General features: G+C 64.0%; 27 protein-coding genes. 16 read left to right on the top strand and 11 right to left on the bottom strand.

The annotated features are described in order from the left end of the window. Positions 1–115: 115 nt before the first annotated feature. From CHB96_RS24075 to CHB96_RS24065, 3 genes are read left to right on the top strand one after another with little or no spacing between them, the layout of a single operon-like run. Positions 116–1,051: a WcbI family polysaccharide biosynthesis putative acetyltransferase gene (locus CHB96_RS24075; protein WP_089251072.1), complete on the top strand. Its 936-nt coding sequence runs from the start codon at positions 116–118 to the stop codon at positions 1,049–1,051. After that, complete coding sequence (locus CHB96_RS24070) at positions 1,048–2,061, top strand: glycosyltransferase family protein (protein WP_089251070.1); 1,014 nt, start codon at positions 1,048–1,050, stop codon at positions 2,059–2,061. Before CHB96_RS24075 ends, CHB96_RS24070 begins: the two co-directional genes overlap by 4 nt. Beyond that, positions 2,058–3,422 (top strand): glycosyltransferase, encoded by a 1,365-nt coding sequence (locus CHB96_RS24065; protein WP_245866116.1) that lies wholly within the window; start codon positions 2,058–2,060, stop codon positions 3,420–3,422. The genes CHB96_RS24070 and CHB96_RS24065 overlap by 4 nt, the downstream gene beginning before the upstream one ends. A gap of 48 nt (positions 3,423–3,470) precedes the next feature. Here CHB96_RS24065 and CHB96_RS24060 read toward each other — a convergent pair whose 3' ends face one another. Continuing rightward, a complete protein-coding gene (locus CHB96_RS24060; RefSeq protein ID WP_089251068.1) occupies positions 3,471–4,463 on the bottom strand; it encodes a sugar phosphate isomerase/epimerase family protein in 993 nt (330 codons plus the stop codon). A gap of 15 nt (positions 4,464–4,478) precedes the next feature. Further along, positions 4,479–5,654 (bottom strand): Gfo/Idh/MocA family protein, encoded by a 1,176-nt coding sequence (locus tag CHB96_RS24055; protein ID WP_089251066.1) that lies wholly within the window; start codon positions 5,652–5,654, stop codon positions 4,479–4,481. 147 nt (positions 5,655–5,801) lie between these two features. Here CHB96_RS24055 and CHB96_RS24050 point away from each other — a divergent pair, with 147 nt between their 5' ends. The 6 genes from CHB96_RS24050 to CHB96_RS24025 all read left to right on the top strand — a co-directional run bounded on the left by CHB96_RS24050 (position 5,802) and on the right by CHB96_RS24025 (position 12,793). Continuing rightward, entirely contained in the window at positions 5,802–6,794 is a 993-nt protein-coding gene (locus CHB96_RS24050) for a LacI family DNA-binding transcriptional regulator (RefSeq protein ID WP_089251064.1), read from the top strand. A 3-nt stretch (positions 6,795–6,797) separates the two neighbouring features. Beyond that, on the top strand, positions 6,798–7,727 hold the full coding sequence (locus CHB96_RS24045; protein WP_089251062.1) for a LysR family transcriptional regulator: 930 nt from the start codon (positions 6,798–6,800) through the stop codon (positions 7,725–7,727). Positions 7,728–7,774: 47 nt separating this feature from the next. Continuing rightward, entirely contained in the window at positions 7,775–10,084 is a 2,310-nt protein-coding gene (locus CHB96_RS24040) for an FdhF/YdeP family oxidoreductase (protein WP_089251060.1), read from the top strand. A gap of 183 nt (positions 10,085–10,267) precedes the next feature. Beyond that, positions 10,268–11,341, top strand: coding sequence for a ParB/Srx family N-terminal domain-containing protein (locus CHB96_RS24035; protein WP_089251058.1), 1,074 nt, complete (start codon positions 10,268–10,270; stop codon positions 11,339–11,341). 83 nt (positions 11,342–11,424) lie between these two features. Beyond that, positions 11,425–12,009: a DinB family protein gene (locus tag CHB96_RS24030; RefSeq protein ID WP_089251159.1), complete on the top strand. Its 585-nt coding sequence runs from the start codon at positions 11,425–11,427 to the stop codon at positions 12,007–12,009. A 31-nt stretch (positions 12,010–12,040) separates the two neighbouring features. After that, the gene (locus CHB96_RS24025) at positions 12,041–12,793 is read left to right on the top strand and encodes an SIR2 family NAD-dependent protein deacylase (RefSeq protein ID WP_089251157.1); all 753 of its coding nucleotides are present in this window, start codon (positions 12,041–12,043) and stop codon (positions 12,791–12,793) included. A gap of 1 nt (position 12,794) precedes the next feature. Here the strand turns inward: CHB96_RS24025 and CHB96_RS24020 are convergent, their stop codons facing one another. Beyond that, positions 12,795–13,379, bottom strand: a complete 585-nt coding sequence (locus tag CHB96_RS24020) for a giguanylate cyclase (protein ID WP_089251056.1) — start codon at positions 13,377–13,379, stop codon at positions 12,795–12,797. A gap of 184 nt (positions 13,380–13,563) precedes the next feature. Between CHB96_RS24020 and CHB96_RS24015 the strand changes: the two genes are divergently transcribed. After that, positions 13,564–14,328, top strand: coding sequence for an SDR family oxidoreductase (locus tag CHB96_RS24015; RefSeq protein WP_089251054.1), 765 nt, complete (start codon positions 13,564–13,566; stop codon positions 14,326–14,328). 65 nt (positions 14,329–14,393) lie between these two features. Further along, positions 14,394–15,425: a Gfo/Idh/MocA family protein gene (locus CHB96_RS24010; RefSeq protein ID WP_089251052.1), complete on the top strand. Its 1,032-nt coding sequence runs from the start codon at positions 14,394–14,396 to the stop codon at positions 15,423–15,425. 13 nt (positions 15,426–15,438) lie between these two features. Here CHB96_RS24010 and CHB96_RS24005 read toward each other — a convergent pair whose 3' ends face one another. Next, positions 15,439–16,842, bottom strand: coding sequence for an aspartate aminotransferase family protein (locus CHB96_RS24005; RefSeq protein WP_089251050.1), 1,404 nt, complete (start codon positions 16,840–16,842; stop codon positions 15,439–15,441). 122 nt (positions 16,843–16,964) lie between these two features. Between CHB96_RS24005 and CHB96_RS24000 the strand changes: the two genes are divergently transcribed. Together CHB96_RS24000 and CHB96_RS23995 are read left to right on the top strand one after the other, a co-directional pair. Beyond that, positions 16,965–17,987, top strand: coding sequence for an LLM class flavin-dependent oxidoreductase (locus CHB96_RS24000; RefSeq protein ID WP_089251048.1), 1,023 nt, complete (start codon positions 16,965–16,967; stop codon positions 17,985–17,987). 56 nt (positions 17,988–18,043) lie between these two features. Then, positions 18,044–18,478: an SRPBCC family protein gene (locus tag CHB96_RS23995; RefSeq protein WP_089251046.1), complete on the top strand. Its 435-nt coding sequence runs from the start codon at positions 18,044–18,046 to the stop codon at positions 18,476–18,478. Positions 18,479–18,541: 63 nt separating this feature from the next. Here the strand turns inward: CHB96_RS23995 and CHB96_RS29840 are convergent, their stop codons facing one another. From CHB96_RS29840 to CHB96_RS23975, 5 genes are all read right to left on the bottom strand, one after another. Continuing rightward, positions 18,542–18,697 (bottom strand): DUF6131 family protein, encoded by a 156-nt coding sequence (locus tag CHB96_RS29840; RefSeq protein WP_089251044.1) that lies wholly within the window; start codon positions 18,695–18,697, stop codon positions 18,542–18,544. Between the two features lie 97 nt (positions 18,698–18,794). Continuing rightward, positions 18,795–19,343, bottom strand: a complete 549-nt coding sequence (locus tag CHB96_RS23985) for a Dps family protein (protein WP_089251042.1) — start codon at positions 19,341–19,343, stop codon at positions 18,795–18,797. A gap of 92 nt (positions 19,344–19,435) precedes the next feature. Then, positions 19,436–20,425, bottom strand: coding sequence for a TerC family protein (locus tag CHB96_RS23980; RefSeq protein ID WP_089251040.1), 990 nt, complete (start codon positions 20,423–20,425; stop codon positions 19,436–19,438). Next, positions 20,422–20,577 (bottom strand): hypothetical protein, encoded by a 156-nt coding sequence (locus tag CHB96_RS29835; protein ID WP_176444477.1) that lies wholly within the window; start codon positions 20,575–20,577, stop codon positions 20,422–20,424. The genes CHB96_RS23980 and CHB96_RS29835 overlap by 4 nt, the downstream gene beginning before the upstream one ends. A gap of 170 nt (positions 20,578–20,747) precedes the next feature. After that, positions 20,748–21,935, bottom strand: a complete 1,188-nt coding sequence (locus CHB96_RS23975) for a PucR family transcriptional regulator (protein ID WP_245866114.1) — start codon at positions 21,933–21,935, stop codon at positions 20,748–20,750. Between the two features lie 61 nt (positions 21,936–21,996). Between CHB96_RS23975 and CHB96_RS23970 the strand changes: the two genes are divergently transcribed. Then, positions 21,997–22,707, top strand: coding sequence for a hypothetical protein (locus tag CHB96_RS23970; RefSeq protein WP_089251036.1), 711 nt, complete (start codon positions 21,997–21,999; stop codon positions 22,705–22,707). Positions 22,708–22,763: 56 nt separating this feature from the next. Here the strand turns inward: CHB96_RS23970 and CHB96_RS23965 are convergent, their stop codons facing one another. Further along, on the bottom strand, positions 22,764–23,246 hold the full coding sequence (locus tag CHB96_RS23965; protein ID WP_089251034.1) for an Lrp/AsnC family transcriptional regulator: 483 nt from the start codon (positions 23,244–23,246) through the stop codon (positions 22,764–22,766). 35 nt (positions 23,247–23,281) lie between these two features. Here CHB96_RS23965 and CHB96_RS23960 point away from each other — a divergent pair, with 35 nt between their 5' ends. Together CHB96_RS23960 and CHB96_RS23955 are read left to right on the top strand one after the other, a co-directional pair. Next, the gene (locus CHB96_RS23960; protein ID WP_089251032.1) at positions 23,282–24,064 is read left to right on the top strand and encodes a tyrosine-protein phosphatase; all 783 of its coding nucleotides are present in this window, start codon (positions 23,282–23,284) and stop codon (positions 24,062–24,064) included. A 24-nt stretch (positions 24,065–24,088) separates the two neighbouring features. Further along, the gene (locus tag CHB96_RS23955) at positions 24,089–24,613 is read left to right on the top strand and encodes a peroxiredoxin (RefSeq protein ID WP_089251030.1); all 525 of its coding nucleotides are present in this window, start codon (positions 24,089–24,091) and stop codon (positions 24,611–24,613) included. Here CHB96_RS23955 and CHB96_RS29830 read toward each other — a convergent pair. Next, complete coding sequence (locus CHB96_RS29830) at positions 24,596–24,733, bottom strand: hypothetical protein (protein WP_176444476.1); 138 nt, start codon at positions 24,731–24,733, stop codon at positions 24,596–24,598. The genes CHB96_RS23955 and CHB96_RS29830 overlap by 18 nt on opposite strands. Between the last annotated feature and the right edge of the window lie 4 nt (positions 24,734–24,737).

Below are 24,737 nucleotides of genomic sequence, written 5' to 3'. Positions count from 1 at the left end.
CTTCGTCGGCAGACGGGATATAGGAGGTAGTGGCGTACCCTGCCCCGGCTGCTCGAGAAGGAGTGTTCTTGACAAGGAAAATACTACAGCGACGCGCACCGACGGCGGCGACGCTGTGAGACCGCCGAGTGCACGAACGCTGCACTACGGCGAGTTCTACTCTGTTTCAGAGGCATCGGGGCGCGATGATCGGCCCGCGCTCGTCGTCTGGGGGAACTGCCAGGCAGAGGCCTTGCGCATCGTCCTGAGCAGCGCGAGCGACCTTCCGTACCGGACGGTCCGCGTACCTCCGGTGCACGAGCTGCTGTCCGAGGATCTTCCCTACGTCCAGCGGTTGCTGGGCGACGCTGCGGTGATCGTGTCGCAGCCGGTCCGAGCCGGCTATCGGGGCCTGCCGATCGGCACCGCGGACATCGTCGACGTCGCGGATCCGAAGGCGAAGACGATCGTCTGGCCCGTCATCCGCTACGGCGGTCTGTTCCCGTTCCAGGTCATCGTTCGGTCACCTGACCGGCCGTCGGCGGTGCCTGCCGCGGTTCCGTACCACGATCTGCGGACACTGCTCGCCGTGCGCGACGGCAGGACCGGACTCGACGGCTGGGACGTCGACGTGACGCCCGAACAGATTCGCGCCGCCGCGCGGTGGAGCGTGGAGCAATTGTCACAGCGCGAACGTGAGCATTGCGACGTCGCGATCTCGAATGTGCTCATCGGGCTCGGCGACGGCGCGGCACACACGATCAACCATCCCGGCAACGCGGTACTGATGACGCTCGGTCGGCGTGTGCTCGATGTGCTGGGCGCGTCGGAACCCAGTGCCCCGGATCGCGAACTGCTCGGAAACCTGCGCGCACCCCTGGACATTCGTGTCGTCGAAGCCCTCGGTCTCGATGCCGCACCGCGTGAACGGTGGACGGTCGAGGGGCATTCGCTGAGCGAGGACGACGTGCGCATCGCCCAGATCGCCTGGTACGCAGATCATCCCGAGTTCATCGACGCGGCACTGGCGCGTTACGGGGAGTTGCTCGAGATCCTGGGCATGACCGTATGAACAAGCCTGTGTGTCACCTCGTCGTCGGGCCACGGAAACACGGTGTCGTCGAATACGCCATATCCGTTCACGAAGCACTGTCGATGCACGAACCGGGGCATCAGCGTGTAGTGATCGACACGCCGTGGTCGCCACTCCCGTCGTCCCTGTCCGAATGCGGCCTCGTTCACGTCCATGTCACGGACCGCCTCTTCGGACGGACCCCCGACAAGGCGTCGGAGCACCTGCGGTCGGTGATCGACGCCGTCGACAGGCCCGTGTCCGTCACGTTGCACGACCTTCCGCAACCGTCGGACGGGCCGTCGATGAGTGCTCGCGTGCAGTTCTATCGCGACGTGGTTCTCGCTGCTGCCGGCGTCATCGTGTCGAGCGAGCACGAAGCTGCGTTGCTCCGCACGCACGTCGACCCGGCAGCGGCGCCGGAAGTGGTGCCGCTCATGATCGAATCGCGCACGGCACGAGCGGTATCGCCGACGCCCGCATCGCCGACCGTCGGCGTGCTCGGCTTCCTGTATCCGGGGAAGGGGCACATCGAGACGCTGCGAGCAATGGCGGATCTCCCACCCGAGGTGGGGTTCCTCGCCCTCGGGAAGCCGTCGCCCGGGCACGAGGACCTCGTCGACGAGCTGCACGAAGTCGCGGCGCTGTCGGGGCGCGCATGCGAGGTCACCGGCTACCTCGACGACCATGAGATGCAGGACAGGATCCGCGCGGTCACGGTGCCGGTTGCGTATCACCGCCACATGTCCGCGTCCGGGTCGATCAACACGTGGATCGCCCACGGCCGCAGGCCTCTGGTGCCTCGCGGTGACTACACGTGCGAGTTGGACCGCAGGTCGCCTGGGGTCCTGGCGATGCACGGCAACGACGACGACTCGCTACGGTCGGCGATCTTCGACGCGGTGGCGGATTCGAGTTCGACGTGGCTCGGCCCCGAGACAGTGCCGTTTCCGACATCCGCGGACGTCGCCGACGCCTATGCGAAGGCCCTGTCGAGGTGGCATCGGTGACCGATGTGCTCCGTCTCGACGACGCACGCGTCGTCGTTCCGGACAATCGCTGGGATCTGGTGCAAGGCCCCGGTAGATGTCCGACTGTCGGTGTCGTCGTTCCGTACTACGACCAGCCTGCGCAGTTGGCGCTCGTCCTGGCGGCGTTGGCTGCGCAGAACTACCCGCGTGAGCTCCTGCACGTGGTCGTCGCCGACGACGGTTCTGCTGTGCCCCCGGATGTCGAACGCTGGCGACATCTGCTGTCCGTCACCGTAGTTGCCCAGGAGGACAGAGGGTTTCGCGCGGCTGCCGCTCGAAACCTGGGGGCGCGGGCGGCGACGGGAGAAGTCCTGTGCTTCCTGGACGCGGACACGGTGCCGACGCCCGACTACATTCGCAGGGCCGTCCGGCTGCCGTCGCTGATACCGGATGCGATCGTCGTGGGGCGGCGAAAGCACGGCGACCTGTCCGATGTCGCAGAAGGGGCTCTGCAGCAATGGTTCTCGGACCACTCGCAGGTCGGTGACGAGTTCGAACCCGAATGGCTCGTCGACGGCTACGCGAGAACGTCGGGGTTCATGCAACCCGGGTGGGACGGATACAAGTACGTCCTCAGTGCGGTGCTCACGTGCAGTCGTGAATTGTTCGATGCTGTAGGGGGATTCGAGGAATCGTTCGTGGAGTACGGGGGAGAGGACTGGGAGCTGGCGAATCGGGCGTTCATGATGGGAGCGGTGTTCGCATACGAACCGGCTGCGCTGGCCTGGCACGACGGGCCGGACTGGGCGGTGCGTGACGTCGAGGATCGAACGACGAAGAAGAATGCGGAGGCGTTGGCGCTCGCGCAGTTCGTCACCGATCCCGCGGCGCGCACGTTGGGTCTGCGGTATCGGGTGCCCGATGTGGTGGCGAGAGTACGCGTCGACGGGCATTCGGCGGCATCGCTGGCGGTGACCATTGCGTCCATCGTCGATGGCAGCGACTGTGCGGTCCAGCTGGTCGGATCCGGGGCAAAACAGCTGTACGACACTCTGAGACTGCATGATTCGCGTATCGAAGTCGGAGAACCCGAGGAGGACGTGCTCGCGCGGTGCCGCTTCGTGCTCGACGTCGTCGGGCGTGCGCAGTTCTCGCCGACGACGATGGCAGCACTCACCGACCAAGTCGGTCCTGGGAAGTGCGGGCGAATCGTTGTCGACGCCGGCTCGGTGTCGGTCACGCTGACGGCGTCGCGTGCGATTCATCGGGCGAGTCGATGGGCCATGCGCCTCGGCCTGAGCGAAACAGATCTAGTGGAACGGCTTTTCGGGATTGCGCGTCGTTCCGCGGACGAGGTGGGAATCACCGTCGCCGCGGACGAACCCTGGTTGTCCTGGTAGCCGCGGATTCCGCCGAGATCGATCCCTCGATCTCGGCGGAACCAGCTGTCAGAGTGCGGCTTTGGCTTTGTTCAGTGTGTCGACGGCGATCTGCAGGCCTTCGAGGGGGCCGTAGGCGGTGTCCTCGTGCTCGATGTTGACGGCCATGTTCGGGTCGACTTTCTGCAGTGCTGCGAGGAAGCGGGTCCAGAAGTCGACGTCGTGTCCTTCGCCGACGGCGACGAAGTCCCACGCGGAGTCCGTCGGCCAGGTGTTGACGAAGTGCTTGCCACCCAGGGATGTACGGGGCTGGTCGGCGGGTGCGCGGGTGAAGGAGTCGTCGAGGACGCCGTAGATCTCGCAGTTGGGGTTGATGCGGGTGTCCTTGGCTGCGGCGTGGAAGACGAGAGGTCCGAGCCATTCGATGGCCTTGACCGGATCGATGCCCTGCCAGAACAGGTGCGAGGGGTCCATTTCGGCGCCGACGTTGGTCAGGCCGCCCTTCTCGACCAGACGCTTCATCGTGGGTGGATTGAAGACGAGGTTCTGGGGGTGCATTTCGATGGCGACCTTGACGCCGTTCTCCCGGGCGAGGGCGTCGATCTCCTTCCAGAACGGGATGGCGACCTCGTTCCACTGGTAGTCCTGTGAGTCGAGGTAGCCCGAGTCCCAGGTGTTGACGTGCCAGGCAGGCCAGGTTCCGCCTGCGTGGGCTGCGGGCAGTCCGGACATCGTGACGACGCGGTCGATACCGAGCAGTCCTGCCACGCGGATGGACTTGCGCAGGTCCTCGGCGTCCTCCGGGCCGACCTCGGGGTCCGGGTGCAGCGGGTTGCCGTTGCAGTTGAGACCGGCGATGGAGACGCCGGTGCCCTCGAAGTTCTTCAGGTACTCCTCGGGGCTGATGGTGCCGGCGAGCAGGTCGTCGACCGGGATGTGGACCGGGGGAAGGAAGCCACCGGAGTTGATCTCGATGCCTTCGAGGCCGAGGGAGGCCACCGTTTTCAGGGCTTCGGGGAGGGACTTGTCGTGCAGGATCGCGTTGTAGACGCCGAGCTTCATGATGAATGTCCTTTGTTAGATCTTGACGGCGATGCCGTTGCCTGCGGCGGATTCGGCGATGGCGGCGACGATTTGCATGCCGCGCAGTCCGTGGGCGAAGTCGGGAAGCTCCGGGAGACCCGAGATGCCGGCGATCTGGTCGAGGAACGCGCGGGCCTGGTAGGCGAAGAACTCGGCCTTGCCGTGTCCGACGCCGCCGGCGTCCATCGGCAGTCCGCCCTGGATGTAGGGGTGCTGCGGTCCGATGATGACCTGACGACGGCCGTTGACCGTGTCGTCGATGTCGGTGGTGGAGATGTGGAACTCCGAAGCACGCTCGAGCGCCCACGACGCCGATCCCTTGGTACCGAACACGTCGAACGACAATCCGTCCGGGTTGCAGTGCGACACACGCGAAGCGGAGAACGTTCCGACGAATCCGCCGGCGAACTGGACGGTGAACGTCGCGATGTCCTCGTTCTCGACCGCGGCCATCTCGCCGGTGGTCTCGGCTTTGGTGTGGCCGTAGGTGACACCGACCGGAACCGGGCGCTCGGTGATGACGGTGGAGAACTGCGCGCCGCGAACCTCGACGATGGGGCCTGCGACGTACTCGGCCAGGTCGAGCAGGTGGCTGCCGACGTCGGCGAGTGCGCCGGTTCCCTGACCGCCGCGGTAACGCCACGTCATCGGGCCGGTCGGGTCGAGCGAGTAGTCGGCGCGGTAACGACCGTCGAAATGGACGATGTCGCCGAGGCGACCTGCCTCGAGCTCGTTCGCGATGGCCTGCACTGCCGGGGAGCGGCGGTAGGTGTAGCCGACGGAGGCGATGCCCTGTGCCTTGGATGCGGCGGCGACCATGGATTCGGCGTCCGCGATCGATCCGGCGAGCGGCTTCTCGCACAGCACGTTCTTGCCCGCGGCGAGAAGGCCTTCGACGATCTCGCGGTGCAGGTGGTTCGCGACCACGACGCTGACGGCGTCGATGTCGTCTGCTTCCGCGATGGCCTGCCAGCTGTACTCGGCGCGTTCGTACCCGTAGCGCTTGGCAGTGTCGTCGGCGACGGCCTGATTGGTGTCGGCGATCGCCACGAGACGCACGTCGGGACGCTCGGTTCCGAACAGGGTGGATGCCATGCGGTACCCGGCGGCATGCGCGCGTCCGGCCATTCCGCCTCCGATGACGGCGACGCCGATCGAGTTCTGTGTCATGAACGTGAGTGCTTTCTCTTGGGAAACGCTGGGGTTAGTTCGGTCTATTTGACCGGTCTAGTTCGACTACTATGAGACACGGCACACCGCGGTGTCAAGGCTGCACCCGAAGTGGGACATCATGAGGGTCGACGCGAGAGGGGTTCCATGGCCGCCGGCAAATCAGTGACGATGCAAGACATCGCGGACCGAGTGGGTGTGTCGAAGGCGCTCGTCTCCATGATTTTCCGTGGAGTGCCAGGTCCGAGCGCCGAGACGAAGGAACGGGTTCTGGCCGTCGCCGACGAACTCGACTACCGGCCGAACCGCACCGCGGCACTGCTGTCGCTGCGTCGCACACACCTCATCGGCGTCATGGCGAACATCCGAAACCCGTTCCACGCCGAGATGGTCGAGCACATGGTCGCCGAGGCCGATTCGGTGGGATACGAGATCGTCCTCGGCGCCGTCACTCCCACACATCCCGAATCCAACGTCATCGAGACGCTCCTCGACTTCCGTTGTGAGGCAGTGGTTCTGCTCGGACCCGAAGTGCCCGACGACGACCTCGCCACGTGGAACAAGAGGGTTCCTCTCGTCGCGGTGGGTCGTCGTGTCAGCGCTGTCGATGCGGTCAGGGCGGGCGATTCCCGCGGCATGAGCGACGTCGTCGACCACCTCGTCGGACTGGGGCACAAGCGAATCGCGCACCTGACGGGTTCGGGCTCCATCGGCAAGGACCGGCAGGCAGGCTACCGCCGCGCGATGCATCGGCATGGTCTCGACGAGTTCGTGTCGGTCGTGGCCGGCGACTTCACCGACCAACGAGGTTTCGACGCAGTAGCCGAGCTTCTGGCCGACGGGTCGGCGCCCCCGACGGCCATCGTCGCGGCCAACGATCGGAGCGCCGTCGGCGTGCTCGACGCGTTGCAACGCTCGGGCGTGTCCGTCCCCGGCGACATGTCGGTCACGGGATACGACGACAGCACGCTCGCCCGGATGGCGCACATCGACCTGACCACCGTCAGTCAGGAGCCCAAGGAGCAGGCGAGGCGCGCGATTCTGGCAGCGGTGGAGCGTCTCGATCACGAACGTACGGAGACGGTGTCGACAGTGTTGAGGCCCAGGTTGGTCGTCCGTGGCACGACGGGACCGGTGTAGCGCGTGCTGTTCCGTCAGCTCGAGTACTTGGTGGCGCTCTCGCGTGAACGTCACTTCACCCGGGCTGCCGAAGCATGTCATGTGTCGCAACCTGCTCTGTCCGAGGCCATTCGGAAATTGGAGATCGAACTCGATCTGCCGCTCATCGTGCGGGGGAGGAAGTTCGAGGGACTCACTCCGGAAGGCGAGCAGATCGTTCGGTGGGCCAGGCGAATCGTCGCCGACCAACAGGCCCTGAAGCACGAAGCGGCGGCGCTTCGCTCCGGAGTCGCGGGAACAGTTCGGCTCGGTGCAGTGCCGACGGCGTCGGCTACCGTCGCAGACCTGACGGGTCCCCTGTGTCAGAAACACCCTCTCGTCACGGTGAACCTGGCCGAGGATCTCCCGTCGGGCGAAATCACCTCGCGCATCGACCGATTCGAGCTCGACGGCGGCATCACCTATCTCGACGACGACATCGAGTCTCGGTTTCGCACTTTCCCGCTGTACCGCGAGTACTACGACCTGCTCGTGTCCGTCGACTCGAGTGCGATGGATGCGAAGGACACCCCAGGCGACAGCATCACGTGGCGTGAAGCGTCGAGCCTTCCGTTGTGTGCGCTGCCGTCGATGATGCGGGGGCGCCGAATCCTGGACGAGTTCTTCGCGTACGACGGCGCCACCCACACGCCTCGGGTCGAGACCGACTCGATCGCATCGTTGTACGCACACGTGAAGACCGGTCACTGGGCCGCCGTGGTTCCGCGCGTCTGGCGACACGTCTTCGGTGAACCACCCGGGCTGCGGTGCCTGCCGCTCGCGAGCGAACTGGAGGCACCGGTCATCGGGTTGATCACAGCGAGGTCTTCGCAAGGGTCAGCACTGATCCGCGCACTCGAAGAGACCGCCATCGGCCTCGAGCAGCAGTCATCGGCCTCACCTATCGAACGGTAGGCGGCCCGTCTTGGACACGGCTACCCCCGGTGAGGCAACGTCGCAGCATGTTCGAACGCGACGACCACGACTACGACGAGGGCGACGTCGTCGTCACCGAGAGCAAGAACTACGCCGCGGGTGTTCCTGCCGTACTGGTGTCGTTGCAGCGAGGTCTCGAACAGATGGGCCCGCTGCGTACGACCTACTCGCTGGCTGCTCTGAACCAACGAAAAGGGTTCGACTGCCCGGGATGTGCGTGGCCCGAGACGCCCGGCCACCGCAAGCACGCAGAATTCTGTGAGAACGGTGCGAAAGCTGTTGCGGAGGAAGCGACGAAACGAACCGTCGGACCGTCGTTCTTCGCCGAGCATTCGATCGACGATCTGCTCGGCCGCACCGAGTACTGGCTGGGGCAGCAAGGGCGCCTGACACATCCGATGGTGCTGCGGCCCGGCGGAACTCACTACGAGCCCATCGATTGGGAGTCCGCGAACGAGCTCATAGCCGACGAGCTCCGGTCTCTTCGGAGTCCGGACGAGGCCATTTTCTACACCTCTGGGCGTACGTCCAACGAGGCTGCGTTCATGTACCAGTTGCTGATTCGGTCCTACGGTACGAACAACATGCCGGACTGTTCCAACATGTGTCACGAGTCCTCGGGCAGCGCGCTGTCCGCGTCCATCGGTATCGGCAAGGGGTCGGTGTCGGTACCGGACATCGAGAATGCGGACCTGATCATCGTCGCGGGCCAGAACCCGGGGACCAATCACCCTCGCATGCTCTCCACGTTGGAGAAGGCGAAGAAGAACGGCGCCAAGGTCATCGCCGTCAACCCTCTCGTGGAGGCCGGACTGCAACGGTTCAAGGACCCGCAGAAGGTGCACGGTGTGATCGGTGACGGTGTGTCCATTTCGGACGAGTACCTGCAGATCCGTATCGGTGGGGACATGGCCCTGTTCCAGGGGCTCGGCAAACTCCTCGTGGATGCCGAAGATGCTGCTCCCGGAACGGTTCTGGACCACGACTTCATCGCCGAGCACACCGCCGGCTTCGATCGGTGGATCGACCACATTCGCCGCGTCGACCTCGACGTGGTTCTCGAGGCCACGGGCTTGAGCATGCAGCAGTTGCAGGACACGGCCGACGCGATGATCACATCGAACGCCACCATCATCTGCTGGGCAATGGGTTTGACGCAGCAGACGCACGGGGTCGCCACGATCGAGGAAGCGGTCAATCTGCTTCTCGCGCGCGGCATGATCGGCAAGCCCGGTGCAGGTGTCTGTCCCGTGCGTGGGCACTCCAACGTGCAGGGCGACCGCACGATGGGGATCTGGGAGAAGGTACCCGACGCGTTCCTCACCGCCCTCGATACCGAGTTCGGCATCGAGTCGCCGCGTGAACACGGTTTGGACGCAGTCGATTCCATTCGTGCGATGCGTGACGGACGTGCGTCGTTCTTCATGGCAATGGGTGGCAATTTCGTTTCGGCGACGCCGGACACCGTCGTCACCGAAGCGGCGCTGCGCTCGTGTTCTCTGACCGTGCAGGTCTCGACGAAGCTCAACAGGAGCCACCTCGTCCACGGCGGCACGGCGTTGATCCTGCCGTCGCTCGGCCGGACGGACAAGGATGTTCGTGCCAGCGGTAAGCAGTTCGTCACGGTCGAGGATTCGATGTCGATGGTGCACCGATCTCGCGGCGGACTGACGCCGTCGAGTCCCGAAATGCGGTCGGAAGTCGCGATCGTGGCGGGAATCGCGGAAGCATTGTTCGGCGGTCAGCACTCGGTGCACTGGGCGAAACTGGCCGACGACTACGACCTGATTCGTGACTCGATTTCTCGCGTTGTCCCCGGTTTCACGGACTTCAACCGAAAGGTAAGGCAGAAAGAGGGATTCGGACTCCCGCACCCGCCGCGCGACAGTCGAACATTCACAACGTCCACGGGTAAGGCGAATTTCGGGGTCAACGAGCTCACGTGGTTGCCCGTTCCCGAAGGCAGGCTGATGCTGCAGACGATGCGCAGCCACGACCAGTACAACACGACGATCTACGGCCTCGACGATCGCTACCGCGGAGTCAAGGGCGGCCGACGCGTCGTGTTCGTCAATCCCGCCGACATCGAGTCTCTCGGCTTCTCCGACGGTGACCAGGTGGACTTGATATCGGAATGGGCGCGGCCCGACGGCACGGTCGAAGAGCGTCGAGCAGACGCATTTCGCGTCGTCTCCTACTCGACGCCGAAAGGCAATGCGGCTGCGTACTACCCGGAGACGAACCCCCTCGTTCCGCTCGACCATGTCGCTCGCAAGTCCAACACTCCGGTGTCGAAGGCCGTTCTCGTGCGCTTGGTGCCGCACGCTCGCGGCTGAACTCGGCACGTGGATTCCGCCACCGGTCGATATCCTCGCGGACACCGATCGGCTCGAAAAACCAGCCCGCGCAAGCGTCGTTCATCATCGCATCACCGGTTGGACATCTGACGGTCACCGGTCGGTCCTGCGGTTGAGAAAGCCTGAGAGCCCTTACGTTTCCGATACGAGGAGTTCTCCCAGATGCCCACCGCATCGATACGCCGACTGGCCACGATGGGTGCACTTGCGCTCGTTGCCGCGTCGGCCACTCTCGCGACCACTGTCGCCACGCCGGCCCCCGCAGCTGCCGCACCGCTGCTGTGCCGGTTCGCCGACGTCCTTCCGACCGGGTCGGCAGGCGGCACGACGTACGGCTGCGCGGAAGCCGGCGATCTACTCGACGTGCGTATCGGCGATGTCCGGGCGACTCAGCCCTCGCTCGGTTACGACGAGGTGTATTACAAGCTGGGCCGATACACCCAGGGCAAGGACGAGATCAACAAGAAGTTCGACGACTGGTGCGAGGCCAACGGCCAGATCGAGGCTGCGTCGGCGTTGCCCGACGCGCGTCTGGACAATCCGTCGTCGTTCACCTGTGAGCTGCCCGTCGGACAGGAGACCGACGAGAGCATCGCGCCGATGAAGACGGTGGTGATCGGGCCGGGCGGCGTGCCGTACCTGACGGACGGGCACCACACTCTGACGTCGTTCTACGAGAGTGCCGACGGTGGACCGAATCTGCATGTGCGGCTTCGTGTCGTCGCCAACCTCAGCGATCTGAGCCCGGCCGACTTCTGGTCGAAGATGCAGGCCGAGAAGTGGGTATGGAACCGCGATGTCAACGGCGCCGAAGTCCCCGTCGAGCAGCTTCCGGCTGGTGTCGGCCTGGCGAACTTCCAAGACGACAAGTACCGCAGCTTGACCTACTTCGCTCGTGACATCGGATTCACGCCGGGATCGATTGCCTTCCAGGAGTTCTACTGGGGTGCATGGGTCCGCGACTCCGATGCCGTCGACATCAGCGGTTGGAACAGCTCCGATCTCGGTAGCTATCTCGCGACGGTCGACGCCGTCTCGCGCGCACAGGTCGCCGTCCCGAAGGATGCCGTCATCGACAACGGCAGGACCGCAGCCGAACTCGGCGCACTCGGTGCATGGAACGACGGAAAAGCCCCTACCAAGGGCGAATTCGGAAAGTTGTCGGCTCCGTACTCGGACGCGAAGCCGGGCAAGCTGGCCTACGCGATGCTGTACAAGTCGGGTCTGGGTAACTGAGGCAGTCGGCGGCGGTCGGTCCACCGGGCTGACCGCCGCCGATTTCGGCGCACGTGTCGGTGGTGTCTGGGAGGGTGGATGCCATGACGGATTCGATGAAGGCGGACCTGCAGCGCTATCTCCAAGCCGGACGCGACGCAATTCTCTGGAAGTTGGATGGACTGTCGGAGTACAACATCCGGAGGCCGATGACCTCGACCGGAACCAATCTCCTCGGACTCGTCAAGCACCTCACGGCCGTCGAACTGGGGTACTTCTCCTGGACGTTCGACCGCCCGTTCCAGGAACGCGTGCCGTGGGCAGAGGACGCGGCAGAGTTGAACTCCGACATGTGGGCCACTCCCGACGAATCCACCGAATACGTTGTCGGCCTGTACAAGAAGATATGGGCGCAGTCGGATGCAACCATCGCCACGCTACCGCTCGATGCTGCCGGTCGCGTTCCGCATTGGCCCGAGGATCGGGCGCACGTGACGTTGCATCGGATCATCGTGCACGTCATTGCGGACATGGACCGGCACGCCGGCCACGCAGACATCGTCCGGGAGTTGATCGACGGGTCTGTAGGGCTCACTCACGGCAACGACAACATGGCGTCGGACGATGCGCAGTACTGGTCCGAATACCGTGATCGCCTCGAGGGCGCGGCTCGACGGTTCCAGCGCTGATCTTGTCGGCGTGCCGTGGCACACTACCGGCATGGTCGACGTCGAAGTACCGGACGCAGTAGTCGAACTCGCCCGCTCGGCCTCCCGGATCACGGTTCTCACCGGTGCCGGTATGTCTGCGGAGTCGGGCATACCGACATTTCGTGACGCCCAGACCGGCCTGTGGTCCACCTTCGACCCGGCGGATCTCGCAAGTCCCGACGGTTGGGCCCGGGACATGGATCTGGTGTGGGGCTGGTACCAGTGGCGCGCCGAGTTGGTGAGGCGCTCCGAACCGAATGCGGGTCACTACGCGCTCGCCGAATGGCAGAAGCGCACGCACCTCGACATTGCCACGCAGAACGTCGACGACCTGCACGAGCGAGCGGGCTCGTCGGTCGTCGCGCATGTGCACGGCAGTTTGTTCGATCCACGATGTTCGGAGTGTGGGGTTCATTCGCAACCCGACATCGAACCCATGGACGACGAGACGGATCGTGTACCGCCGCCGTCGTGTCCCGAGTGCGGTGGCCCCATGCGTCCGGGCGCGGTGTGGTTCGGCGAACCGTTACCGGAGGATCAGTGGCGAGCATCGGTCGACGCCGTCGAGCATGCGGACCTCGTGCTGGTGGTCGGTACGTCCGGTGTCGTGTTTCCGTTCGCGGGCCTGCCGGCGATGGCCCGCAGCACCGGCGCGAAGGTCGTCGAGATCAATCCGGTGGAAACGGAGATCTCCGATATGGCGGATGTCCGTTGGCGGACGACGGCGGCCGCAGGTCTGCCGGCGTTGGTCGGTCGGCTCTGACCTATTCGAATTCGAGTCGCATGGATCGCGCCGCGAAGTGGAGCAGAAGCACGAACCCGCCGATCGACACCACGACGGGCGACCACACGACGATCGACATGAGGATCGCCACGCCTTCGAACAGCACGACATACACGGCGATGAACGTCGTGGCGAGGATGCAGAACACGATATGAGCTGCGAGCATCCAGCGCTCGAAGAAGAAACCGACGAACATGCCGAGTTCGATGAGGAACGCGGTCTTGCCGAGCGTGATCTCGGGAGGGAAGTCGGCGACGAGGGTGGCCGAGAAAATGGCGATGTCGGCGATCATGACGAACGCGAATGCTTGCTTCAACGTCGGCCACGGACCGAACATCCAGAATGCGCCCATGATGTATGCGGCGATCATCGACGCCCACTGCACACCCGACGGGATCGGTGTGGTTGCCCCGTAACCGAATGCCATTTCCAGTGTGACGATGACCGCCATGGCCAAGGTTGCCAGGGCAATGACCTTCTGCACGATGCCGGTCACCGCCAGCGACGACATCAAAGCAATTCCCCACGCGTAATGCTCTTCCGACGATTTCACTGCAACAGTCACGTAGATCCGCCCCTAGGATTTCGTACCGACGTCCGATTCAAGCACAGACAACCCGACTTCGAGCCGGGTTTGCCGTGATGAACCGTCGTAGTTCGGATCACGGCGATCGCAATACTACGAAGGTTGCGACGGATGTGCTAGAAGTGCGAGATTGACTGCAGCAGAGTAAATTTCGACGTCGGTCATGCTACCGTCGATACTCGTGGCAAGTAATACGAATAAGATTTCGGCTGGCGAATTGTCGGGCAAAACCGTCGTTCTGATCGGTGGCGGAACGGGGATCGGTTACCGCGTCGCGGAGCTCGTGACCGCGGCAGGTGCATCCGTAGTTCTGGGTGGGCGTACCGAGATCACATTGACCGATGCATGTGCCCAACTCGGTGAGAGTGCGGCCTGGCGGACCGTCGACACATCGTCGTCGGCATCGGTGACCGAGTTCTTCTCCGGAATCGACACGGTCGACGCGCTGTTCACCACCGCAGCAACGTATGTCACCGGCCCGATCCGAGACTTGTCGGAGGCGGACGCACAGTCTCCTTTCGAGTCGAAGTTCTGGGGCCAGTATCGGGTGGTCAAGGCAGCGCTCGACGTTCTGGCCGATGACGCGTCGATCGTGCTGATGTCAGGAGCTGCAAGCGTGCGGCCGCCAGGGGCTGCTCCTGCGTACGTGGCTGCAAACGCAGCCGTCGAGGGGCTCGGCCGCGGGATGGCCGTCGAGCTGGCACCGATTCGCGTCAACACCGTCGCGCCGGGAACGATCGACGGCCACTTGTGGAGTGAGCGGGCGCAGGAGGTTCGCGAGTCCGCATTCACGCAGTACGCACGGGCGACGACGTTGGGGCGGGTGGGAACCGAAGACGAGATCGCCCGCGCCGTCTTCTATCTGTTCACGAATACGTACACCACTGGATCGACCCTGTATCCGGACGGCGGATATGCCTTGCGATAGCCCTTTGCTTCTGTAATGTGTTCTGTTGTCTTAACAAATTAACGCCATTGGATCCAGGAGGCATCGTGCGCATCGGAGTTGTCGGATATGGGGTCGGTGGCCGGTACTTCCATGTGCCGTTCGTCCAAGCGGCGGAGGGAGTGGAACTCGTCGGCATCGTGACGCGATCGCCCGAGCGCGCCGCCCAAGTCGAGAGCGATGCCCCCGGCACGCCCGTCTATGCCAGCCTCGGTGAGCTCATCGACGCCGGGGTCGATGCGGTCACCATCACGACGCCGCCCGAGACACGACGAGAGTTGGTTCTCGAGGCTCTCTCGCGCGGAGTTCACGTCGTTGCCGACAAGCCTTTCGCGCCGGACCCTCAGGGCGGACTGGATCTCGTGAAGGCGGCCGAGGATGCAGGACTACTGCTCAGTGTCTTCCAGAACCGCCGATGGGATGCCGACATCAGGACCTTGCGCGGAGTGATCGACAGCGGTGAACTGGGCCGTATCTGGCGTATCGAGTCGAGGTTCGATCTGGACGAGCCGCAGACGCTGGAACTCGGACCGACAGGCGGACTGCTGCGTGATCTCGGCGCGCATCTCGTCGACCAGGTGCTGTGGCTGTTCGGTAGGGCGACGTCGGTCTACGCCCGGATGGACTGGGCCGGCGAAGGTGACCAGCTCACTGACAGCGCCTTCGTCGTCGACATCGATCACGTCGGAGGGGTTCACTCGACGGTGTCCGCGACCAAGGTCAACCACTTCCAGGCACGGCAGCTACGGGTGTACGGCACCGACGGCAGCTACTACTCCGACGGCACCGACGTGCAGGCTCAGTCGATCTTCGCCGGCCGGCGGCCTGCCGATGACCCGGCCGAATGGGGATACGAACTCGAAGACCGTTGGGGCACGCTGTATACCGATGCCGGCGCGCGCAAGGTGCCGTCCGCGCAGGGTAGCTACCAGGATTACTACAGTGCGTTCGCTGCGGCGGTGCGTGGTGAAGGCCCTCAGCCGGTTCCTGCGTCGGAGGTCATTCACACGCTGGAAGTTCTCGATGTCGCTCGACGCGCAGCCGAGACCGGGAAGGTCATCGACATCCCCACTCCCTGAATCGAATCGACAGTCAGAGCAAGTGCTCGGCCTGCGTCAGTACCTCGCGCAGAATCTGCTCCATCTCGTCGAACTCGGATTGCCCGCACGTCAGCGGTGGCGCCAGTTGCACGACGGCGTCACCGCGGTCGTCGGGTCGGCAGTACAGCCCGGCGTCGAACAGCGCCGACGGGAGGAACTGCTTGACGATACGTTCTCGCTGCGCCGCGTCGAGTCGTCTCTCGGTGGCCTTGTCGGAGACGAGTTCGATGGCCCAGAAGTAACCGTCGCCTCGCACGTCGCCGACGACAGGGAGGTCGAGCAATGTGCGTAACGTGGTCTCGAAAGCGCGTTCGTTGTCGAGAACATGCTGGTTCAGCTTCTCGCGTTCGAAGATGTCCAGATTCGCAAGGGAGACGGCAGCCGACACAGGATGCCCGCCGAACGTGTAGCCGTGCGTGAACGCGGTCGTGGTGTCGGCCAGGAAGGGTTCTACGACGCGTTCCGACGCGATCATCGCGCCGATGGGGCTGTAACCGGAGGACATGCCTTTTGCGCACGTGATGATGTCGGGTGTGTAGCCGAACTTGCTGCACGCGAACATGGTTCCGTGTCTACCGAACGCGCAGATCACCTCGTCCGAGACCATGAAGACGTCGTACTTGTCGCAGATCTCTCGAACACGACGGAAGTACGACGCCGGCGCCGTCAGGCAACCGCCGGAGTTCTGGACCGGCTCGACGAACACGGCGGCGACGGTGTCCGGTCCCTCGAACAGAATTGCCTCCTCGATGCGGTCGGCTGCCCAGAGTGCGTGGGCTTCACGATCGTCCGAATGCGCTTCTGCCCGAAAGAAGTTGGTGTTCGCCGCACGGAATCCGCCCGGCGCGAGTGGTTCGAATGCCTGCTTCATCGCGGGGACACCTGTGATGGCGAGTGCTCCGTGCGTCGTTCCGTGATAGGCCGTCGCCCGGCTGATCAACTTGTGCTTCAACGGCTTTCCGATGAGCTTGAAATGCTGCTTCGCGACTTTCCAGGCGCTCTCGACGGCTTCTCCGCCACCTGTGGTGAAGAAGACGCGGTTCAGGTCGCCGGGCGTGTAACTCGCCAACCGCTCCGCGAGTTCGATCGCAGGAGGAGTCGCGTAACCCCAGACAGGAAAATACGCGAGCTGGGTGGCCTGCGCCGCGGCGACCTCTGCGAGTTCACGTCTGCCGTGACCGGCTTGCACGACGAACAAGGCGGACAAGCCGTCGAGAATCTTCCGTCCGCGGGAGTCGTAGATGTAGTGGCCTTCACCGCGGGTGATGACGGGTACGTCCCTGTCCTGGAACGACCCCATGCGGGTGAAGTGCATCCACAGGTGATCCCGTGCCGCAGCGTCGAGACCGAGGTCGCGAGAATGCGAATCGGAAGCGGTGAGGTCGTCGAGAGTCATTTTCGCTCACGTCCTTCGTCGGCTCGTCGACGCCATGGTAGTCCCGTGGCCGACAGATGGGGCGTCGGCCGATCAAATAGCATGTCCACGTAGACAACAGCTCGACCTGACACGGAGGCACCATGCCCGAACGCTCGGCACCGCTGCGCAAGTTGGGATTCCTGACGATCGGACTGTTCGACGAGCAGGATCCAGGTCGCGGCCACGAGTCGACGCTGGGAATCATCGAACTGGGGGAGCGCCTCGGGTTCGACAGTGCATGGCTTCGGCATCGTCACCTGCAGTTCGGCATCTCGTCGCCGATCGCCGTGATGGCGGCCGCGTCGCAGCGCACTCGTCGGATCGATCTCGGTACCGCGGTGACGCCTCTCGGATGGGAGAACCCCATTCGCCTCGCGGAGGACCTTGCGACCGTCGACGTGCTGTCCGGTGGACGCGTCAATCCCGGTGTCAGTGTCGGGATCCCCATGCAGTACGAGCGGGTCAAGACCGCGTTGTACCCGGATACCGCCGACGTCGAGGATTTCGGATACGAACGGGTGAACCGGCTCCTGCGGGCTGTGGAAGGACAGCCGGTGTCGGACTGGAGTGGCACCGTCGGGATCGAACAGTTCTCGGATCGAGTGCAGCCGCATTCCGCCGGACTTCGCAGTCGAATGTGGTACGGCGGAGCAAGTCTGAGGTCCGCGGCATGGGCGGGTGAGGCCAGGATGAACCTCCTCGTCAGCAGCGTCGTGAAGGCCGAGGAATCCACGGACTTCGACGATATCCAGCTCTCCCACATCAGGCGGTTTCGCGACGCGCATCCCGACGGGGAGAATGCCCGCGTGTCGCAGGGTCTCGTTGTCGTCCCGACGGATTCGGCGTCGTCCACGCAGATCGAGAAGTATCGGAACTACGCGCAGAGCCGATTCGACCGCACACTAGAGCCGCAGGGACCCGCCCGGATGATGTTCGCGCCCGACATCGTCGGCACGTCCGACGAGATCGCCGAAAAGCTGTACACCAACAAGGCGTTTCGAGAGGTGGACGAAGTGGCGTTCGCACTCCCGTTCAGCTTCGAGCACGAGGATTACGAGCAGATTCTGACCGATATGGCCCAGAAGCTCGGCCCGGCTCTCGGGTGGTCGAGCGCGTCGGTGTGAGGCCCTGTCGCAGCGGGTAGTCGCCCGAAACCGATACTTTCTGCGAAAGGCACACCATGGTTCAGGTTCGACGGACGTTCGTCGTCCGCAAGCCCATCGACGTCGTGGTCTCGTACCTCCGGGACTTCGAGCATGCCGAGAAGTGGGACCCCGGGACACAGAAGTGCGTGAAGTCGACGCCGGGAGACATCGGCGTCGGAACCGAGTGGCACAACGAGTCGAAACTGTTCGGAATCGGCACGGAATTGACCTACCGGATGGTCGAGGACAGTCCGCATCGGGTGGTGTTCGAGGGGACCAACAAGACTGCGAAGTCCGTCGACGATCTGTCGTTCACCGCGTCGGGCTCCGATTCGACCGAGATCACGTACGTTGCCGACATCACGTTCAACGGAGTCGCCAAGCTCGCCGATCCGCTGGCCAAGCTTGCGTTCGAGAGGGTCGGCAACGAGGTCGTTCCGACGATGACCGAGGTACTCGAAGGGCTGTGACATCCCGAGAAACAAAAACGGCCCCGGCGCTGAGCGCCGGGGCCGTCTTGTTGTGTCCGAAGGTCAATACCAGGTCTTTCTGCCACCGACAGCGCGACCTGCAGACCCCAGCAATGTAAGGACCGCGCCGACGACTATCAGCACGATTCCGATGATCCAGAGAATCTGGATCGACGCCAAGAAGCCGATGAGTGCGAGGATGATTCCTAGGACGATCACTGTGGTTCCCTCTTTTCGATTGTGGGCCGCCCCGAGCGGCCTCTGGTGGGGTACCCGGACGGATCCGACTCAAACTCGAACCGCGAAGTTCGGCCGATCAGCCTGCGTTCGACGCGGCCTCGGTTTCGCTGGATGCGCCGCCCGTCGAGAGCTGGCCGCCGGAATTCTCCAGGTGCGCACGGACGAACCAGTGGAACAATTCGAGCTGGCCGCTCTGACCGATCAGCAAATCCTCGGTGATCGGGTCGATCTTGCCGATCTCCTCGATCGCCTTCCTTGTGTCCTCGATGACGCCGACGTACACGAGGTCGAGTGCCCCCAGATGCTCGATGGCCGATGCGCGGCCGATCGAGTAGTCGTCCCACTTGCGCTGATCGACGATGGTCCCCGGAGTGCCCAATGCGGAGGATCCGAGCGTCGCAATGCGCTCGGCGACCTCGTCGGCGAAACCTCGTACAGCCTCGACCTGCGGGTCCAGCATCTCGTGCACGGCGATGAAGTTGGGTCCGACCACATTCCAGTGGATGTGCTTCAGCGTCAGGTGCAGATCGTTGAAGGCGTTGAGACGGTCCTGCAGCAGTGTCGCGACACGAGCGCCGTCGTCGGTGCTCAGTCCGGGAACGGTGTACGAGTTCGAATTTGTCATGAAGAGCTACTACCCGTGGTACTGGGCGGCGAAACACGACACGCCCGCAGCCGGTGCAGGCTGCGGGCGTGTCGATGTGGTGCATAAGGGTGTTACTCGTCCTTGGTGAGACTCGGACGATCGGCTGCTGTCTCGACTTCCTCGTCGTCCTCCTTGGGTGGACGCTTGATACTGAGGATGATCGAGCCTGCCAACACCGTGACGATCACCACGAGACTCACGAACGACGGAATCTCCGGAATCGACGTGCTGATCACCTTGTGGCTCGCCTGCAGAATCAGCTTGACGCCGATGAAGCCGAGGATGATCGCCAGGCCCTTCGACAGGTAGTGGAACTTGTCGAGAAGGCCGGACAGCAGGAAGTACAGAGCACGCAGTCCGAGGATCGCGAACGCGTTCGACGAGTAGACGATGAACGGGTCGTCGCTGACCGCGAGGACGGCCGGAACACTGTCGACGGCGAACACGAGGTCTGCGGCCTCGATGGCGACGACGACTGCCAACAGCGGCGTCGCGACACGCTTGCCGGCTTCCATGACGAAGAACTTGGTGCCGTCGTACTCTTCGCGGACCGGAATGACCTTGCGAAGCAGTCGAACTGCGAGCGAGGTGCTCGGGTCGTAGGAATCTTCCTCGTCCTTCATCAACTTCCACGCGCTGTACAGCAGGATGGCGGCGAAGACGAACAGGACGACGGTGAACTTCGAGACGATGGCCACGCCGGCGGCGAGGAAGATGCCTCGGAAGACCAGGGCGCCGATGACGCCGTAGAACAGCACCCGGTGCTGGTACTCACGCGGGACCTTGAAGTAGCCGAAGATCAGCGCGAAGACGAAGAGGTTGTCGACGGACAGACTCTTCTCGAGCAGCCACGCCGTGGTGTACTCGACGCCCGCGGTGGTACCGAGAGTGGCGAAGACGACGCCGCCGAAGATCAGAGCGACACCGACCCAGACTGCGCTCCACCATGCTGCTTCCTTGAACCCGATGATGTGTGCGCCGCGGTGGGCGAGAAGGTCGATCGCGAGCATGATGAGCACTACGGCGGCGAATGCCGCCCATGCCCACACGGGAACGTTCATCGGCGTGTGTCCTTACCTGTGAATCGGGAGCCGAGGCTTTTCAGCTTGGCCTGGTTCTCGGGCTTGCTTGCGTAGGCCTTGGCCTGCGCGATCAGCTTTCGGCCCTGCGGGCTACTGGCGAATGTCTTCAATCGCTGCGTCAGAGATGCCATGAGTGCTGGTTTCTCCTTGTGTGGTCCATGAAACGCTGTCGGGGGATCTCGGCGGCGGTGTTCACGCCGCGACTCCTCAATTCTGCCTGTCGAGAATGCGGAACGCAGCGTCCGATTCGGGACATGTTTTGCCCGAATTCATTGCCGACATCCGGCAATATAGGCGAGTTTCATCCCCGATGCGCGGGCCAGTCGAGCAATTTGGCGCCGAACACCGCCGTCTGCAGCGCGAAACGCTCACCGGCATCTGCGACGTCGTGGCCGGTCAGCTCGGCTATCCGGGTCAGCCGATACGTGACGGCCCTCACCGACAAATGCATCGATCGGGCCGTCGATGCGGCGTTGCCGCCCGACTCGAAAAACACGAAAAGCGTCTGCAGCAGAGGCTCCGCCCCACCGCGCGACCCGAGCAACGGCGTCAGCACGGTCTCGACGAGATCGGTGATAGCCGGCCTGTCGTCGAGAAGGACTCGGTAGACGAGAAGTTCGCGGGCATCGACGATCGGCGCGTCCATACCCAGCTTGGTCGCGAAGTCGAGCGCGTCGACCGCTTCGCGATACGACGAAGACACGCCTGCCGCGCTGGAACCGGCACGCCCGACGCCGATCCGATGCGACCAGCCGTCGTCGACGCGAGACTGCCGAATCGACGTGCGAAGGCTGTCCAGCACGTGCGAGACGGCACGTTGATCCGGCGCGGAGAACACGACGACCAATCGGCCTTCCTTGCTGGCGACGAGTGTGCCCGCATCCCCCTTGCTGCCCTCGACAGCTCGCTCGACGTCGATGATCGCAGGACTGGCATCGGTGAACGGCTTGTCCGCGACGACCACGGCCGCGCAGTGCGGTCCCGCAAGGTCGAGTCCGAAGTTCTCGGCCCGTCCGAGCACGCCTGCGACGTCGGCGCTACCGGACAGCAGATCGTCGACGAATTCGCGTCGGGCCGAGACCTCTGCACGTACGAGCGATCGGCGGGCGAGCTGGAAGCCCTCGGTGAGCTCGGCAACCGCGTCGTCGGACGCGCGGAGCATGACCTCACCCGCGGTGACGACGGCCTGCGGATTTACTTCCGCGTCGACGACGGCAGGCAGATTGCGCCACAGCCGCCAAACGGACGACAGATAGAGGTCCAACAGTGCGCGCAACGGAACGCCTCGACGGGCTGCGGCGTCGCCCTTGATGCGGAGGGTGCCGAGCTGACGTCTCGTCAGCGGGCGGCCAGCGGACACAGCGGCAGTCAGAACGTCGAGAAAGTCACCGAGCAGCTCGGTGGACAATCCGCCCGCATCCAGAGCCGCCAGTCGCGCGACCTCCTGCTGAGCGTTCTCGGGGTTCGACATGTCGGGGTCCGTTGCCATCGAGACAAGTGTGCACCGGTACCACCTGTGTGCGCATAGTCGGTTCGGGTAAACCGCCGATATGGATCCGCTCGACGAGGAACTCGAACGCCGTCGCACGTCGACCGGCGAACACCGACTACCCCCTGCTGTCGCGGTGATCGTCGCCGGTGCGACCTACGCGTTGCTGCCCAGCTCGCTTCTGTTCGGCCCGCGTTTGATCGTTCCCGTCGTCGAGCTGGCACTGCTGGTCGCATTGATCGCGACCAATCCGCGGCGGATGACACGCGAAACGAAGTGGTCACGCATTCTGTCGGTGGCCCAGGCTGCAGTCGTCATTCTGACGAACATGGTTGCTCTCGGCCTGCTGATCACGACGCTGACGGATCCTGCCGCCGAAGGGGGATCGCTCCTGCTCGCCGCCCTGCAGGTGTGGCTGACGAATGTGATCGGTTTCGGCTTGCTGTACTGGGAACTGGACCGCGGGGGACCGGTCGCCCGCAGGAAATTGCGCCGAGACGACATGCCACCGGCCGACTGGAGGTTCTCGCAGGACGAGAACGACGACGCCGTCCAGGAGGTCTCGGTCGGCGCAAGCAAAGCGTCCGGCTGGATTCCGACGTTCGTCGACTACCTGTATCTCTCGCTCACCAACTCGAGCGCATTCAGCCCGACCGACACGATGCCGTTGACCAGTCGCGCAAAGATGCTGATGGGCATTCAGGCAAGCGCGGCCCTGCTGACGTCGCTGCTCGTCATCGCGCGTGCCGTCGGTTCACTCGGCGGGGGATGACCATGGGTTACGGTCGAACAGGGTCGGCGGCGCGTCGGGGGCGTCGCCGAACCCGATCAACCCCCGGTGTTCGTAGCTGCAGCGCGGTCGAGAATCGGAGTCGTGCGGTACGGGATCAGTTCGCTCATCGCAATCGACATGTTGGTGCGCTCCACACCCGGAATCTTCAGGATCAAACCGGCGACCCGGTACAGGTCGTCGGCGTCGACCGCCGCTATTCGGATGTGCATGTCGGAAGCGCCCGACAGCCCGAACACCTCCAGCACCTCGGGGATGGTCCGTAGATGATCGGTGACCTCGGCAAGCTTGTGCTGGTCGACGCGCGTCGTCACGAAGGCCTGCAGTGCATAGCCGAGGCTGCGAGGGCGAACACGATGGTCGATCGGGGTCAGCGTGTCCTTTTCTTCCCAGCGAGTGAGGCGAGCTTGCACCGTGTTTCGGGACAGGCCGAGCGTCGTCGCAAGTTCGACGCCGGTTGCTCGCGGCTTGTCGCACAGAGCGAGCAGGAGTCGGGCATCGGTGCGGTCGAGGTCCGTCATGGCTCCACGATAAGCGCCTTGGATACTGTGCACGCATGACAGATACGAGCGTGCACGATCAATTTCGCCTGTCCGGAGCATGGAACTTCCGCGATGTGGGCGGCGCTCGGACGGTCGACGGCCGTCGAATCCGGTCGGGTCTGCTGATGCGATCGTCCGAGCTGAGCCTACTGGACGACGACGGACGCGCGGAACTGCTCGCTCTCGGCGTCCGGCAGGTGTTCGATTTACGCGGAGATTCCGAGATCGCGCGCAGTGGCGCCGACCGGGTGCCCGACGGCGTCGTCGTGAACAACGTGCCGTACGACAACCACAAGGGCGAGCGGGCTCCGCACGAGATAGGGGCCATCGTCGACCCCGAGGCCCAGCTTCGCTACATGATGCGTGCCTACACCTCGTTCCCGACGCTCGACGGCGCCAAGACCGCGATCACGGCCGTCATCGGCGCCTTGACCAGGGGCGATGGCCCGGTTCTCGTGCACTGCGCCGCGGGTAAGGATCGTGCGGGGTGGACCGTCGCGACGGTGCTGCGCGCTGCGGGTGTGACCGAGTCCGACATCCTCGCCGACTTCCTGACCAGCAACGCGGCGATCGAACCTCTGCGTGCTCACCTGCGGACGGTGTGGGAGCCGCGAGAGGACGGTGCGCCGATCGAGATCTCCGACGCCGTACTCGGTGTCACCGAGGCGTACTACCGTCACGGAATCGACGTCGTGGAGAAGAATTACGGCTCGTTCGACGGCTATCTGCAGGCTCTCGGGGTGACGGACGACGACCTCGAGAAGTTGAAGCGGACACTGCTCGATGACGGCAGCTGACGGCGGGCCAGTACCCTGTCGAGCATGCGTACTGGCGAAACCGCGCCGGACTTTCGACTTCCCGACCACACGGGGACCATCCGGAGCCTGAGCGAACTGCTGGACAGAGGCCCTGTCGTCCTGTTCTTCTACCCCGCTGCGTCGAGTCCGATCTGCACGGCGGAAGCCTGCCACTTCCGTGATCTCGGGCGGGCGTTCGAGTCACTCGGCGCTCAGCGTGTGGGTATCAGTACGGACACCACCGACAAGCAATCCCATTTCGCGCTCCAGCGGTCGTTCGATTACCCACTGTTGGCCGATTCCGACGGGTCGGTGGCCGAGCAGTTCGGAGTACGACGCGGGGGCTGGTTGATGCGGCGACGTCGTCGCAAGGACTTCGACCGGGGTCGAACACATGCGGTGAAGCGAGGCATTCTGCGTCAGCTGTTGTCGGTGAAGAGGACGACGTTCGTGATCGACAGAAACCGCGTCGTCCGGTTGGTCGTGACCAGTGAACGTTCCAACGTGCACGCGGACAAGTCGCTGGACTATCTACGGTATCTGTCGTGAGGTTCCGTCGCCGCTGAAGAGCGAGGTGTAGACGACAGGGTCCGTCTTGTGCGCCGGGGCGTCGTCAGGGGTGGAATCGGTGTGGCTGAACAGCGTCTCTATCTTCTTGGGTGATTCCATCGCT

It is taken from the genome of Rhodococcoides kyotonense (genome assembly GCF_900188125.1).
In the GTDB taxonomy this organism is placed as follows: domain Bacteria; phylum Actinomycetota; class Actinomycetes; order Mycobacteriales; family Mycobacteriaceae; genus Rhodococcoides; species Rhodococcoides kyotonense.
Note: the sequence above shows the minus strand (reverse complement) of the source record. Positions and strands in the feature narration are given on the sequence as shown.

What these genes read in the sequence shown, in the direction of transcription:
- CHB96_RS24070 (WP_089251070.1), top strand. Translation starts at nt 1,048, where the DNA reads ATGAACAAGCCTGTGTGTCACCTCGTCGTCGGGCCACGGAAACACGGT.
- CHB96_RS24060 (WP_089251068.1), bottom strand. Translation starts at nt 4,463, where the DNA reads ATGAAGCTCGGCGTCTACAACGCGATCCTGCACGACAAGTCCCTCCCC.
- CHB96_RS24055 (WP_089251066.1), bottom strand. Translation starts at nt 5,654, where the DNA reads ATGACACAGAACTCGATCGGCGTCGCCGTCATCGGAGGCGGAATGGCC.
- CHB96_RS24050 (WP_089251064.1), top strand. Translation starts at nt 5,802, where the DNA reads ATGGCCGCCGGCAAATCAGTGACGATGCAAGACATCGCGGACCGAGTG.
- CHB96_RS24040 (WP_089251060.1), top strand. Translation starts at nt 7,775, where the DNA reads ATGTTCGAACGCGACGACCACGACTACGACGAGGGCGACGTCGTCGTC.
- CHB96_RS24035 (WP_089251058.1), top strand. Translation starts at nt 10,268, where the DNA reads ATGCCCACCGCATCGATACGCCGACTGGCCACGATGGGTGCACTTGCG.
- CHB96_RS24030 (WP_089251159.1), top strand. Translation starts at nt 11,425, where the DNA reads ATGACGGATTCGATGAAGGCGGACCTGCAGCGCTATCTCCAAGCCGGA.
- CHB96_RS24025 (WP_089251157.1), top strand. Translation starts at nt 12,041, where the DNA reads ATGGTCGACGTCGAAGTACCGGACGCAGTAGTCGAACTCGCCCGCTCG.
- CHB96_RS24015 (WP_089251054.1), top strand. Translation starts at nt 13,564, where the DNA reads ATGCTACCGTCGATACTCGTGGCAAGTAATACGAATAAGATTTCGGCT.
- CHB96_RS24005 (WP_089251050.1), bottom strand. Translation starts at nt 16,842, where the DNA reads ATGACTCTCGACGACCTCACCGCTTCCGATTCGCATTCTCGCGACCTC.
- CHB96_RS24000 (WP_089251048.1), top strand. Translation starts at nt 16,965, where the DNA reads ATGCCCGAACGCTCGGCACCGCTGCGCAAGTTGGGATTCCTGACGATC.
- CHB96_RS23995 (WP_089251046.1), top strand. Translation starts at nt 18,044, where the DNA reads ATGGTTCAGGTTCGACGGACGTTCGTCGTCCGCAAGCCCATCGACGTC.
- CHB96_RS23985 (WP_089251042.1), bottom strand. Translation starts at nt 19,343, where the DNA reads ATGACAAATTCGAACTCGTACACCGTTCCCGGACTGAGCACCGACGAC.
- CHB96_RS23980 (WP_089251040.1), bottom strand. Translation starts at nt 20,425, where the DNA reads ATGAACGTTCCCGTGTGGGCATGGGCGGCATTCGCCGCCGTAGTGCTC.
- CHB96_RS29835 (WP_176444477.1), bottom strand. Translation starts at nt 20,577, where the DNA reads ATGGCATCTCTGACGCAGCGATTGAAGACATTCGCCAGTAGCCCGCAG.
- CHB96_RS23975 (WP_245866114.1), bottom strand. Translation starts at nt 21,935, where the DNA reads ATGGCAACGGACCCCGACATGTCGAACCCCGAGAACGCTCAGCAGGAG.
- CHB96_RS23970 (WP_089251036.1), top strand. Translation starts at nt 21,997, where the DNA reads ATGGATCCGCTCGACGAGGAACTCGAACGCCGTCGCACGTCGACCGGC.
- CHB96_RS23965 (WP_089251034.1), bottom strand. Translation starts at nt 23,246, where the DNA reads ATGACGGACCTCGACCGCACCGATGCCCGACTCCTGCTCGCTCTGTGC.
- CHB96_RS23960 (WP_089251032.1), top strand. Translation starts at nt 23,282, where the DNA reads ATGACAGATACGAGCGTGCACGATCAATTTCGCCTGTCCGGAGCATGG.
- CHB96_RS23955 (WP_089251030.1), top strand. Translation starts at nt 24,089, where the DNA reads ATGCGTACTGGCGAAACCGCGCCGGACTTTCGACTTCCCGACCACACG.
- CHB96_RS29830 (WP_176444476.1), bottom strand. Translation starts at nt 24,733, where the DNA reads ATGGAATCACCCAAGAAGATAGAGACGCTGTTCAGCCACACCGATTCC.